The 11,926-nt window shown below is 39.0% G+C and carries 15 protein-coding genes and 1 tRNA gene; 3 read left to right on the top strand and 13 right to left on the bottom strand.

Annotated elements, in window-relative coordinates; translation table 11 throughout:
* Nucleotides 1-41: 41 nt before the first annotated feature.
* Nucleotides 42-464, bottom strand: a complete 423-nt coding sequence (locus tag ADS77_RS19745; protein WP_054206678.1) for an ATP-dependent zinc protease — start codon at nt 462-464, stop codon at nt 42-44.
* Between the two features lie 150 nt (nt 465-614).
* Here ADS77_RS19745 and ADS77_RS19740 point away from each other — a divergent pair, with 150 nt between their 5' ends.
* Complete coding sequence (locus tag ADS77_RS19740; RefSeq protein ID WP_054455944.1) at nt 615-1,586, top strand: zinc transporter ZntB; 972 nt, start codon at nt 615-617, stop codon at nt 1,584-1,586.
* Here ADS77_RS19740 and ADS77_RS19735 read toward each other — a convergent pair.
* Together ADS77_RS19735 and ADS77_RS19730 are read right to left on the bottom strand one after the other, a co-directional pair.
* Entirely contained in the window at nt 1,564-1,788 is a 225-nt protein-coding gene (locus ADS77_RS19735; RefSeq protein ID WP_054206676.1) for a Rho-binding antiterminator, read from the bottom strand. The genes ADS77_RS19740 and ADS77_RS19735 overlap by 23 nt on opposite strands.
* A gap of 65 nt (nt 1,789-1,853) precedes the next feature.
* A tRNA-Arg gene (locus ADS77_RS19730) sits at nt 1,854-1,928 on the bottom strand.
* 255 nt (nt 1,929-2,183) lie between these two features.
* Here ADS77_RS19730 and ADS77_RS19725 point away from each other — a divergent pair.
* Nucleotides 2,184-2,366 carry a hypothetical protein gene (locus ADS77_RS19725; protein ID WP_054206675.1) on the top strand — a complete coding sequence of 61 codons (183 nt, stop codon included), beginning with the start codon at nt 2,184-2,186 and terminating at the stop codon, nt 2,364-2,366.
* On the opposite strand, the gene ADS77_RS19720 is transcribed toward ADS77_RS19725, so the two are convergent.
* From ADS77_RS19720 to ADS77_RS19710, 3 genes are read right to left on the bottom strand one after another with little or no spacing between them, the layout of a single operon-like run.
* Nucleotides 2,363-3,172 (bottom strand): phosphotransferase, encoded by an 810-nt coding sequence (locus ADS77_RS19720; RefSeq protein WP_054455942.1) that lies wholly within the window; start codon nt 3,170-3,172, stop codon nt 2,363-2,365. The two genes, ADS77_RS19725 and ADS77_RS19720, sit on opposite strands and share 4 nt — an antisense overlap.
* 8 nt (nt 3,173-3,180) lie before the next feature.
* Nucleotides 3,181-3,804 carry a nicotinamide riboside transporter PnuC gene (gene pnuC, locus ADS77_RS19715; RefSeq protein WP_054206673.1) on the bottom strand — a complete coding sequence of 208 codons (624 nt, stop codon included), beginning with the start codon at nt 3,802-3,804 and terminating at the stop codon, nt 3,181-3,183.
* Nucleotides 3,805-3,822: 18 nt separating this feature from the next.
* Entirely contained in the window at nt 3,823-4,077 is a 255-nt protein-coding gene (locus ADS77_RS19710; RefSeq protein WP_054206672.1) for a YkoF family thiamine/hydroxymethylpyrimidine-binding protein, read from the bottom strand.
* Nucleotides 4,078-4,209: 132 nt separating this feature from the next.
* Here ADS77_RS19710 and ADS77_RS19705 point away from each other — a divergent pair, with 132 nt between their 5' ends.
* A complete protein-coding gene (locus ADS77_RS19705; RefSeq protein ID WP_054206671.1) occupies nt 4,210-4,449 on the top strand; it encodes a DUF2960 domain-containing protein in 240 nt (79 codons plus the stop codon).
* A gap of 28 nt (nt 4,450-4,477) precedes the next feature.
* Here ADS77_RS19705 and alr read toward each other — a convergent pair whose 3' ends face one another.
* From alr to ADS77_RS19670, 7 genes are all read right to left on the bottom strand, one after another.
* Nucleotides 4,478-5,557 carry an alanine racemase gene (gene alr / locus ADS77_RS19700; RefSeq protein WP_054455940.1) on the bottom strand — a complete coding sequence of 360 codons (1,080 nt, stop codon included), beginning with the start codon at nt 5,555-5,557 and terminating at the stop codon, nt 4,478-4,480.
* Between the two features lies 1 nt (nt 5,558).
* Nucleotides 5,559-6,938 carry a replicative DNA helicase gene (gene dnaB / locus ADS77_RS19695; protein ID WP_054206669.1) on the bottom strand — a complete coding sequence of 460 codons (1,380 nt, stop codon included), beginning with the start codon at nt 6,936-6,938 and terminating at the stop codon, nt 5,559-5,561.
* A 113-nt stretch (nt 6,939-7,051) separates the two neighbouring features.
* Entirely contained in the window at nt 7,052-7,993 is a 942-nt protein-coding gene (locus tag ADS77_RS19690; RefSeq protein ID WP_054206705.1) for a DUF4097 family beta strand repeat-containing protein, read from the bottom strand.
* An 11-nt stretch (nt 7,994-8,004) separates the two neighbouring features.
* On the bottom strand, nt 8,005-8,487 hold the full coding sequence (locus ADS77_RS19685; RefSeq protein ID WP_082355730.1) for a hypothetical protein: 483 nt from the start codon (nt 8,485-8,487) through the stop codon (nt 8,005-8,007).
* The gene (locus ADS77_RS19680) at nt 8,468-9,025 is read right to left on the bottom strand and encodes an RNA polymerase sigma factor (RefSeq protein WP_054455938.1); all 558 of its coding nucleotides are present in this window, start codon (nt 9,023-9,025) and stop codon (nt 8,468-8,470) included. Before ADS77_RS19680 ends, ADS77_RS19685 begins: the two co-directional genes overlap by 20 nt.
* Before the next feature lie 558 nt (nt 9,026-9,583).
* Nucleotides 9,584-11,404, bottom strand: a complete 1,821-nt coding sequence (locus ADS77_RS19675; protein ID WP_054455932.1) for a hypothetical protein — start codon at nt 11,402-11,404, stop codon at nt 9,584-9,586.
* A complete protein-coding gene (locus ADS77_RS19670) occupies nt 11,404-11,925 on the bottom strand; it encodes a PilW family protein (RefSeq protein ID WP_054206666.1) in 522 nt (173 codons plus the stop codon). Before ADS77_RS19670 ends, ADS77_RS19675 begins: the two co-directional genes overlap by 1 nt.
* Between the last annotated feature and the right edge of the window lies 1 nt (nt 11,926).

The following is an 11,926-nucleotide window of genomic DNA, read 5'->3' as shown; positions in this document are numbered from 1 at the left end:
TCTGTTTTAAGTTATTATGTAGTTAAAACTTTGGCACATTTTTATAATAAGTGAGATAAAGCCGGGTCTACGACTATACGATTTTCCATGGCTGTACGCCCTAATAACATTCTAAACTTCATACTTGCACGACTTGTTAAAGTCACCTCAATTGGCCAACTTTTATCTCCGGCATGAAGCATTGTTTCAATAAAATAGCGTAACTCTCGCTGCCCACTTGAGCTTGTTACATACTTCATTTTTTTTACTTTAACGTCACACTGTATTTTAGTGTGTTCGTCGTCCTGCAATGGCTGAGCAATAAACTTTACCCACTTTTCCCCATCGCGTTCATATTCTTCAATATTAAGAGCATGAATACATGAAGTACGGGCGCCCGTATCAATCTTAGCTTTAATTTTATTTATGCCAAGTTCAGGTAAACTTAACCACTCACGCCAACCAACAATTATCTTTGCCGTCATAAATGTGCCCTTTAATAAAAAAGTGTCTTATACGCTACACACACAAAAAGACCAATGAAATAATTTTATCTAATCAATCAATCGATTTGATTGACCTAATCTGCTCAATAGTCAACCATATAAACAATACACTAATAATGAGAATTTACTATGTTCGACGGTTTATTACATGCACTCATACTTGATGAGCAAGGCGGTTCACGTGCAATCGAAAGCAGTGCCGAACTTCACAATTGGCAGCCATCTCATGGGAAATTATGGGTGCATATGGATTATAGCCAAAGCGACGCTGTTGAATGGCTAAAAAGCTGTGATTTTTTAACTGATTACGAGCTAGAATCATTGACTGCAGAAGAAACTCGTCCTCGTATAGCGAGAGCGACAAATGGCTGTATGCTGTTTTTACGTGGTGTAAATTTAAATCCGGCACAAAGCCCTGAGGACATGGTGTCTATTCGTTTGTTTATTAATGAAAATGTAGTAATAACAACACGCAAACGTAGATTGCTATCGGTGCAGGATATTCTTGCTTCATTACATGAAAATACTGGGCCAAGCAGTATTTCTGAATTAGTGTGTCAATTAGCGCAAAACCTTACGTCTCGTATGCAAGGCGTTATTGATGGTTTAGACGATACGTTAGATATATTTGAAGATGAAATTGATGAACCTACCAAGCGTTTTGATAATCAAGGTTTGTCACAATTACGCCGCCAATCAATTGGCCTAAAACGCTATATTAGACCGCAAAAAGAAGCACTGAGTACATTGATGGCAAATAAATATAGCTGGCTTAATGAAAACGATAAAGCGAAACTAAACGAAACAACGAACATGCTTATTCGTTTTATTGAAGAGTTAGACAGCTCTATCGAGCGCGCGCAGATAATTCAACAAACGATTACCAACCAAATATCTGAGCAATTAAATCAACGTATGTATGTGATGTCGGTTGTCGCGGCTTTATTTTTACCTCTGGGGTTTTTAACTGGTTTGCTCGGCGTTAATGTTGGTGGTATTCCAGGCACTGATAGCCCTTATGCCTTTAGCTTATTTGTGCTTTTTTTAGTTGTACTTACGAGCAGTATTGGTATTTACTTTAAAAATAAGAAATGGCTTTAATATGATCTAGGCGAACTCTTTGTTCGCCTTTTTCTTGATGTTCAATAAGTAAAAATTCACCTTCCCCTTTAAGGTTTAGTAAATTTTTAGCATTACCTACTACCAGTGTATTATCCGTGGTAATTATTTTAACCATTGAAAAGTGCATACAAAACAATTCATATTGATCGTAATCACTGCATTTTATTGGTTGATAAGTCATTGGCGTCAATCATTGATAAAACTAAAGTGTAGCAGGAAGAAAAAGAGAAGAAAAATAATAGCAAATGGCGCTCTCGGTAGGGATCGAACCTACAACTCAGCCTCCGGAGGGCCACGTGATATCCATTTCACCACGAGAGCACATTTGTGCCGCCACACCAACTCGCGATATCAGTGCTTAGGCATCAGCAATAATAAAGGCATCTGCAACTAAATGCTAGCTTCTATCGCCTATATGCCTATTAATTCAGCAAATTATAATAAATTGCTTCACAAGCAAGCAAAAAACAGCTATTAAATTATACTTAGTAAAAATTAATAACCATTTTGCAACATATCTATACTAGAGACGTACTTATCAAGCACGTGTAAAAGGTTTAACAAGAGGAAGTATTTATGAGTTTAATGTCAACCGAGCAAGTCGCTGAATTTTTAGGTGTAAAAACAGAACGTGTTAAGCGCCTTGCGCGAGAAAGTTTGTTAATTTCAAAATCAGTCGATGAGAACGGTGAGCCTTTATTTGATTCTGATGAAGTCACTAAATATAAAGAACTTGCAGCACGCTTTGGTGGCCTTTAGGGCTTACTAAAGCGTAAATTAATTAAACGGTCTAATTGCGTACGTAAAACGGTTACCTTATCACCCACCGAACGTGCGCTATACCAAAGAATACATAACAGCAAAAATATTAATTGGTAGCACTCAAGCTTTCTAACCGATACTGTAAATCGGTGTTGTATAGGCAACGATCGCTGATACGTCTCGAGTAAACCTACCTTCTCAACTGGATCAAGCTCACAACTGACTACAATCGCGGCTAAATCAAAGTATACGTCATTGGTCTTCGCGTATTCAAAATCAATTAAAAACATTCCATAGGGGTTTTCTATAATGTTTTCTTTAACTAAATCATTATGACAAAAACCACTATCACGTGGAAATAGTTCAACCTGTGATAACGTTTGCTCAATGATAATTTTATAATGTTGATAAAGTGAGGTATCACGATAGTGATCAAGCTCTTGTTTGATGTCCATAGGTAACGTAACGACTTGATGGTGATGTAAAGCGACCAATTTATTTATTAACTCAGGGGTATAATTATTATTGGTGATAGCGCCTTCAATATACTCAAAAATAGCAAATTGGTTAATTTCATCTACCCATAAAAGCTCAGGGCACACCTGCTTTTTGGCAAATAAAGCTTGCGCCGACAAGCCGATGGTAGGCCAATGTTCACGGTAAAACTTTAGCAAATAAGCATGTTGCTTGGTACGTACTAGAAAGTTGTCGTTACTTAAGCCGTTATGAAGACGCTCAATACTGAATATTTTTAATCGAGAATTAAAAGCGGCAAAAATACCGCTAATTTCATTATCAGTCATACAGCTCCTTATAATTGCGCTAAGGGTTTGGCTTGATTTTGTTCATATTCTTCGTACCAGGTTTTAAACCCCCACACAGCCATAATGGTATAAAATACAAATAATGCTAATGTTGGGTAGTAGCCTTTCTCGTAATATAAATACATCGAAGCTGTATCAATAACTATCCAATACAACCAATTTTCGAGTACTTTTTTAGCAACTAAGTAAGTTGTTACCACAGCAAAACAGGTAGTAAAGCTATCTAAATAAGCAAAATCTGCATGGGTGTAATTAGTCATAACATAGCCCAGTATTACTGCAACGATTGAAGTCGCTACAATAATCACTAAGTGCTGATTTAGCGTCCATGAAGTAATCACTAACTCACGTAAATTGTCCCCCCCTCTACGCCAGGCTATCCAGCCATATACTGCCATATACATATAATAAAAATGTAGCAGTGACTCCATTAACAAGGCACCATTCCAATACATTATTGTATAAATAAATGTGCTTAAGAATGCAGCAGGCCAACACCAAAGGTTCTCTTTTATTGCTAACAATAAATACGCCATTGAGAGTGCTACAGCTATATATTCCCAATACGACATCGCGGTAAACCCTGCGAGCGTTTGTGTTATAAATTCCATAATTGATCCGTTTAGACTTTAAAGTTCAGGAGAGAGATCACCATTTAGAAATTTACAAACAAAAATAGCCTTACCAAACTCTTCGTATGAACGTTTTATCTCTGTATTTAACACTGACATTACCAAATCGTAATCACCAAAAATCTGTGTTGATAGCGTATTTGTTATTACTTTTAAATCATCATATTCATTTAAACGATCAATAAAACCTTTAATAAATGGAATATAATCTTGATGAAGTGGGTATTTACTGATCTCTACTGATAATTTCATGATAATCCTTGATATTAACGACGAAAATTATAACTATTGTAACGTGACCCCAGACACAAGTCATTCAAAGGTAGAGTGGATGTAAAAGAAGGTGTAAAATCACTGTAATTTAATTCCGTTTACGAGTTTCTCATGGCACGACGCATTACTTACAAATTTAAAGATCAACCTCGCGAAATTAATTTTGCAAAAGATAAATACCACGATATGTATCAAGCGATTGCAGCTGCTGAAGGTATTGATTTAACTAACTACCTCAGCATGGTTCAGCAAATTGAAATGACATCGAAAGGCTCAGCGTCTGTTCGTAACTTTCGTGATCAAGAGTTTGCACGTATGGGATTTAGCGATGTGTACTTTATTAAAGAGTAGCGATATTAAAGAGTCGCTATAAATTTAGCTACTCTAGGTATTCATAGCTGACACGAGGGGTAATATTACAGAGTAACTCGTAAGGAATTGTCGTAGCACATTGGGCGACTTCTTCAACGGGTAACTTTGGCCCCCACATCTCGACTTCATCGCCTACTTTAATGCCAGCGGTGTTTTCACCAATGTCCACACTAATCATATCCATTGAGACACTTCCTGCGATAGGGTAACGTTTAGAGCCTATTACCACAGGCGTCCCTTGCTTTGCATGGCGCGGATATCCATCACCATATCCCATTGCAACCACAGCAAGCTTAGTGGCCTTAGTGCTTTGCCAGCGCCCGCCATATCCTACACATTGCTGCGCATCCACATCACGAATTGCTATTACTTTAGTGGTTAAACGCATCACAGGCTTTAATCCATGTTCTTTACCTGTGGCATTAAGCATTGGCGATACGCCATACATCATTAAACCTGGACGTACCCATTCACCATGACCGGCAGGCCACGCAATAATACCCGCTGAATTTGATAAACAATGCGCTTGTTGTTTACCTTGTACTAAAGAGTCAAATAAGGCAATTTGCGCAGCTGTTTTTGGATCTTGTAGATCATCAGCGCAAGAAAAGTGTGTCATCAAATTGATTGTATCTTTAGCATTACTCGTTGCTTGCAAGCGCTGGTAAAAATCATTGAGTTGCGCAGGCGCAATGCCAAGACGGTGCATACCGGTATTAATTTTTAACCAGCAACTAATTGGCTCATCAAGGCTTGCCTCTTCAAGTGCTTTAAGCTGATTTTCATCATGAATAATAGTTTGAAAGTTATTAGCCAATAAAATAGGTAAGTCATCTTGATGAAAAAAACCTTCGAGCAATACAATTGGCTTAGTTAACCCACCCGCTCTAAGTGCTAAAGCTTCATCAATGCGCGCAACAGCAAACGCATCAGCATCATTAAGATGCTGCGCTATTTTTACTAAACCATGTCCATAAGCATTGGCTTTTAATACCGCCATGACCTTACTTTTCGGCGCAAACTTGCGTACTTGCGCTAAGTTATCTGCAAGTGCTGTTAAGTTGATTTGAGCAATAGCTAAACGCATATTAATATTCGTCGTCTACCGCAGGCCCAGCGTAATTATCAAAACGCGAGAACTGACCTTGGAAGGTTAGCCGCACCTTACCAATTGGGCCGTTACGTTGTTTACCTATGATGATTTCAGCAATACCTTTGTCTGTACTGTCTTCGTTATAGACTTCATCACGGTAAATAAACATGATTAAATCGGCATCCTGCTCGATAGAGCCTGATTCACGTAAGTCAGAGTTAATTGGACGTTTATCAGCACGTTGCTCTAGGGTACGGTTAAGCTGAGACAGTGCTACCACAGGGCATTTCAATTCTTTTGCTAATGACTTGAGTGAACGTGAAATTTCAGCAATCTCTAAGGTACGATTGTCCGACAAACTTGGTACACGCATAAGTTGTAAGTAATCCACCATGATCATACTGATACCGCCATGATCACGCGCAATACGACGTGCACGTGAACGTACATCAGTTGGTGTTAAGCCTGATGCATCATCGACAAACATTTTACCTTTTTCCATGAGCAGTCCCATGGTTGAAGATAACCGTGCCCAATCATCATCATCTAATTGACCAGTACGTACTTTGGTTTGGTTAATACGACCAAGCGATGCCAGCATCCTCATCATGATTTGCTCAGATGGCATTTCTAATGAGTAAATAAGTACGGGTTTATCTTGAGTCATCGCTGCATGTTCAGCTAAGTTCATCGCAAAGGTGGTTTTACCCATTGATGGACGCGCTGCAACAATAATTAAATCTGATGGCTGTAAACCAGTCGTCATTTTATCTAGATCAGCGTAACCGGTGCTTACCCCTGTCACACCATCTTGTGGTGACTGGTATAGCTCTTCGATTTTATCGACAGTTTTTTCTAATATGCTGTGGATACTTTGCGGGCCATCGTTGCTTTTTGTGCGTTGCTCAGCAATTTTAAAAACTTTACTCTCTGCAAAATCAAGTAAGTCATGACTGGTGCGCCCTTCAGGGTTAAAACCAGCTTCGGCGATTTCATTGGCAACACCTATCATTTCACGTACTACAGCACGTTCGCGTACGATATTCGCATAAGCATCGATATTCGCCGCACTAGGAGTGTTTTTAGCAATCTCAGCTAAATAAGCAAAGCCGCCTATACCGCTGAGTAAATTCTTTTTCTCTAAACTCTCTGAGATGGTGATCAAATCGATTGGATCACCAATCTCGGCAAGCTCAACCATCGCTTCAAAAATAAGCTTGTGAGTACGTGTATAGAAATCTTGCGAAACGACTAATTCAGCAACACGGTCAAAGGCTTGATTATCAAGCATTAAGCCACCTAAAACAGATTGCTCTGCTTCAATGGAATGAGGAGGAACTTTAAGGGTGTCGACTTGTTTATCTGGTTTAGCCATAACTTCGCAATACTAAAATACAATTGCGTCTATTCTATCGACTTGGTAACGCTGTGCAAATAGCAAAGCGGGAATTCTTTTCCCGCTTGCTACTTTTTAATTAAGTAGAATTGTTATTTTTTACGTAACTCAATTCGCCCACTGATGGTGTCTATTTCAATATCCCCATCACCACCATTAATTGAAAACTCCAATTCACTTGATGGGCCGTATTTTGCTTTTTTAACTTTATCATTACTCAATTCATTGACGATTTTACCATTAGCATGTGCTTCAATTTCAAATCGTGCTGAGACATTCGCAGGAAAGAAAAACTCGGCATCACCACTAACAGACTCATAGGTTATTTGTGCACCTTTGATTAACTCATTAATCCGCACTTCGCTTTCACCATTTACGGTATTAATACGCAAACTTTTTAGTTTATCAAACGTAAAATCTATATCACCGTTTACATTCTCTAAACGCACATCTTGCGCGCGGGTTGTTGATTTTATATCGCCATTGACCGCTGTAAACCTTAATGTGCCTTGAGAGTTTTTATCGTTAATTTCACCGTTTACAGTTTCAAAGCGAATATCGCCATTAAGATCTTGCGCACTAACGTCGCCATTAACCGTGTCAAAGCTCAAGTCACCACTGAGACTTTGCACATTGATATCGCCATTGACCGTATCTATCTCAGCGCCCGCGTGTAAATCTTTGGCGCTAATAGTGACATTAACACCTGCGAACTCAAGTTCACTTGTTTTCGGCATATAGATAGTCAGTTTAGAGCCATCACCACTGTTCCAGCCATTGTTGACGTTCCGTGGCATTTTTACAATAAACTCAATCCGCCCATTGCTATTTTCTAACCTGTACCCATTGGCCTTATCATCCAGCTCACCTTCTATTTTAAGTTGCGCTTTATCCCACCCTTCGATGCGAATGTCACCTCGTTGATTTTCAATAAATACACGCTTGTTTACAGGGACATCAACTATTTCATTGATCTTTTGACCTGCTAATGCTGATAAGGGTAATACACTTAATAATAAACATAATACTTTCATAATAGGGACTCCTAAATTTGTTGCCATTTGGGTGCGTGCACCTTATTGATTAAATCCAATTGCTGTTGATATATCTGAGCAAGCATTTTCAATAGCGCTGGGTTTTCAGGCTCATTCTCAAGCGCTTGCTTTATCGCGCTTTCAGCCTCTTCCAGTTCATTTAATTGCTGCTGCCAATTATTCGTTAATGCCGGTTGATTTTGATATTGCACTAACAAGCTTTGCTTTTGCTCTGTAAAATAATCACTCATAGCAACACCCGTTTTTTGCTGCGGCGTATTAAAAAGTAACTGAGCAGTCAATAACGCTCCGACCGTGCATGCAGCAACACCAGCTAGTTTAGGCCACACAGCCACTTTAGTTTGTTGCGGTAGTTTGTGTGATAGTGCTTTTTCAATACCTGGCCACAAATCTTTTTGCGGCGGGAGTTCAGTTTGCGAGCGATTTAATGACTCAACTAAAAATTCTTCAAAATCAAGCTTGCTCATTTTCATACCACTCTTTTAATAACTGTCGTGCGCGATGAAACTGCGACTTACTAGAACCAACTGCCATACCTAGCATGGTTGCAATTTCCTCATGGCGATAACCTTCAATAGCGTGAAATACAAATACCATTCGGGCTCGCTCTGGGAGCCTTAAAACCAATTTATCGAGTCCATTTAAACCTTGGCAATCATCAGCGCTTTGCTCATCCATACCACTTTGTTCAAAACTCACTACTTTTTGCAGCCAGTTTTTATGTTTGCGTAAGTAACTAATGGCAATATTGCTGGTAACGCTGTGCAGCCAAGTCGAAAATTGTGACTGCCCTTCAAAGCTAGCAATTTTATGCCATAACTGTACAAACACTTCTTGCGTGGCATCTTCAGCGTGCTCTCTATCAGCGAGTAATCGTAGGCATAATGCGTATACTCGCTTAACATGCAGTGTATACAACGCTGCATAGGCTTGTTGATCGCCACTTTTTACTTTCTCAATCAACACAGTTTCACTGTGTTGATTAAAAGCATGTTTTGCATTTATCAACATCGCAGATGTTGTCCCTTTATGATTATTATTCTGAATGTAGTTTATACTTAAGCCATGTAGAAATACGATATTTCAGGTTTTTAAGTTTCTTGCATAGTTAGACGTGAAAAGAGGTGAAAAAGGTTTAAAGGACGTTTAATTATTTTTAATTTAATCTCAATTTTGGTTAAAGTATTTCCGCGTATATTTAACTATATGAAAATAATCTCAACTGTCCAACCGAAGATTTTCAGGTATTACGGGGCTAATCTCGCTAGGGGCTTTTTATCATCAGTCGATTCAACATAGTTATACCAATCTGCGTAGATATGGAGTCTATTTAATGACAAGAAAATTGCGCTATAACTAGGCTAAAATTTTTATATCTAGTTGTTCTAAATAAAAATTTTTAACAACGTTATAGCGTGATTTAATTCGTTAAATTGTTCAAATATTTATGCAGATTGGTATTAACATTGAAAATAGCCACAAGGCCTGATTTTTCAGCTAAGACTCAGAACTTAATTTATTGAAATAAAAACGACTAACCTAAGTTAGCCGTTATAAATATAAACACAATTAAGGAGTCGGTATTATGGGGTCTACCACTGCTTTTTGAGGAGTTTTATAGGACCAACCAAGGAAAATTAACTCGCCTGCAGTTTTACCTCCCCCGCCACCGCCAACATTAGTCAAGTTAACATCATGGTGAATACCACCCTTACCTGATGCGGTGACCGTTTTTCCTCTAATAGAACCACTAAAACCACCATTAGCAACCACTTTAACATCCGTTTTAGGCGCATAGATTGCAGCATACAAATTAGCATCAGCGTCTATATCTATACCATTATTTTGCTCATTGCTTGAATAGACACTAAATACAGGCTTGCCTGTGGCTGTTAAACCATGCTTCATGGTTATAGAGCCTGGTGAAGCTTTCATTTTAACTTTACCTGTTACGTAAAGAGTTAAACTACTCCCTTCTGCAATATGTATTTCTGACGACCCTTCCATTTTAAAGTCACCATTAACAACTAAAGTAACGTCACCACCGGCCACTTTTAAATTACCATTATTTAATGAAAGACTACCCATCTTGAGCACTTTAACATCAACCTCTTTATCTATCGTGGCAAGCGCATAAGTAATTGTGGCTGGGCGAGCACCTAACCAATTTTCCCATACATAGCTCCCCTGATTTTCAATTTTAGATTGCGCAATCTCAGGTGTTAACTCATAAATAACACGCGTTTCAGGCTTACTAGGAACAAGTACCGAGTTACCGTGCTTAACTATAATTTTTTCAGCCGCAGGATCAACAAGCGCAGTAACAAGTTTGGTTACATCAATTGGATCACACTTTACTTTACCGCCTTCAAAATTAGTCGGATCTTGTGAAGGAACTAACTCGACATTTGGGTTAACGTTATAGCGCAGATCTGAGTAAGGTATACCATCTTGTTCTAGTTGGGACGCCAAATTTTTTGCAGTGAATGTTCCACCATACATCACATCTAACCCATCATTATTTCGATTCACTAAGATTGTAGTTGCGCTATTGTTAGGGATAATAAAGTCCTTATTAGCCCGAATAACACCTAACACCTTGCCTTGCTTCCAAGTCACGTGACCTGCAGATAAAACATCACCACCTACAGCAGTATCAAGGGGGAAGCCGTCCGGTAAAACAGGATCGGTTGATACAGTGAAATTAGAATCAATAATAATATGATTGTTTGCGCGTAAAGTACCCGTTATAGGCGATGACCCCGAAAAAATGATACTGCCTGTTGCATGCACACTACCCCAAATTGCTGACGCTCCTGACAAGGTAACATCCTTATCTTTATAGACAGTACCTATCACCGCACCAGCTTCCGCTTTACTGGGATCATAGTCCCCCTTGCTTGAATCGAAACTATCAATTCGACCGCTCGCACTGAGTGATACGCCTTCACAGCCAACAATTGCATTTTGAAAAAGTGATTCGGCTTTACCTGGTTTAAATCCAAATCGTGCCACTAAATTGCTTTGCGCGTCACCGCTATAGCGCTGACCAAGACTAGCTATTTCTAATTCCCCAGCAAGGTTTTTACTTATGCTTGCATCATATGTTGCGTCGATTCCAATCAAACCTCTGCCACTGGCATTACCCGCTGCGGCAATTAATCCATCAATGTCTAATTCTCCATTATTATTCAACGCTTGCTGCATTAGTCTCGCTTCTTCGAACACACCTTTTTCTGCAAGCAAACGACTATTCATTTTCTTTTGAAAATTACCACTCATGCGCTCTTGTACAATATTTTCGCGTAATGAATTAAGTACTACAATACTTGCCATACTGGTCAATATAAGCACCGTAATGAGTGTAAAACCTTGCTGTTTATTGTTCACTACACACCACCAAAAGCATTCGTTAAAATAACATTAGAAACCGCAACATCAATACTTATTGCGTTACCAAACTGACTCGGTAAATTTTCAGGCGCCACATTGATTTTTACTACGTTGTTATTAATAGAAAAATTTAACCTTTCAACACCTGTTAGTAACCGCTCTGGAGCAGCAGCTCCTAACGTACACATTAAGTTATTGCCCGTTAATGTGTATATTTCCGTCGTAGGTGCCACAGCGACACTTCCATTACAGGTAATTACGCCTGCGGGTTGCCCAATACTAATAGATAACCCGTCAGCGGCGACAATAGGTAGAGTCGGTGTTTGCTTTATGCTCCGAGTAAATACTTTGCTTGTATAGCGTATAACTTCTTGTGCATTTTCAAGCTCCTTACTGACCATAATGGTACCTTTAATCGCAGAATACGACAGGCTCACCCCTGCCAATAAAAATGATCCAGCGGCCAAAGCAACCATCAATTCCACTAATGTATAGCCACGCATTGAAGAAGAGCTCATA

Origin of the sequence: Pseudoalteromonas porphyrae (assembly GCF_001298125.1) — a bacterium.
Classification (GTDB): Bacteria; Pseudomonadota; Gammaproteobacteria; order Enterobacterales; family Alteromonadaceae; genus Pseudoalteromonas; species Pseudoalteromonas neustonica.
Note: the sequence above shows the minus strand (reverse complement) of the source record. Positions and strands in the feature narration are given on the sequence as shown.

Coding starts and splice junctions, on each gene's coding strand:
- ADS77_RS19745 (WP_054206678.1), bottom strand. CDS start 464: ATGACGGCAAAGATAATTGTTGGTTGGCGTGAGTGGTTAAGTTTACCT.
- ADS77_RS19740 (WP_054455944.1), top strand. CDS start 615: ATGTTCGACGGTTTATTACATGCACTCATACTTGATGAGCAAGGCGGT.
- ADS77_RS19735 (WP_054206676.1), bottom strand. CDS start 1,788: ATGACTTATCAACCAATAAAATGCAGTGATTACGATCAATATGAATTG.
- ADS77_RS19725 (WP_054206675.1), top strand. CDS start 2,184: ATGAGTTTAATGTCAACCGAGCAAGTCGCTGAATTTTTAGGTGTAAAA.
- ADS77_RS19720 (WP_054455942.1), bottom strand. CDS start 3,172: ATGACTGATAATGAAATTAGCGGTATTTTTGCCGCTTTTAATTCTCGA.
- pnuC (WP_054206673.1), bottom strand. CDS start 3,804: ATGGAATTTATAACACAAACGCTCGCAGGGTTTACCGCGATGTCGTAT.
- ADS77_RS19710 (WP_054206672.1), bottom strand. CDS start 4,077: ATGAAATTATCAGTAGAGATCAGTAAATACCCACTTCATCAAGATTAT.
- ADS77_RS19705 (WP_054206671.1), top strand. CDS start 4,210: ATGGCACGACGCATTACTTACAAATTTAAAGATCAACCTCGCGAAATT.
- alr (WP_054455940.1), bottom strand. CDS start 5,557: ATGCGTTTAGCTATTGCTCAAATCAACTTAACAGCACTTGCAGATAAC.
- dnaB (WP_054206669.1), bottom strand. CDS start 6,938: ATGGCTAAACCAGATAAACAAGTCGACACCCTTAAAGTTCCTCCTCAT.
- ADS77_RS19690 (WP_054206705.1), bottom strand. CDS start 7,993: ATGAAAGTATTATGTTTATTATTAAGTGTATTACCCTTATCAGCATTA.
- ADS77_RS19685 (WP_082355730.1), bottom strand. CDS start 8,487: ATGAAAATGAGCAAGCTTGATTTTGAAGAATTTTTAGTTGAGTCATTA.
- ADS77_RS19680 (WP_054455938.1), bottom strand. CDS start 9,025: ATGTTGATAAATGCAAAACATGCTTTTAATCAACACAGTGAAACTGTG.
- ADS77_RS19670 (WP_054206666.1), bottom strand. CDS start 11,925: ATGAGCTCTTCTTCAATGCGTGGCTATACATTAGTGGAATTGATGGTT.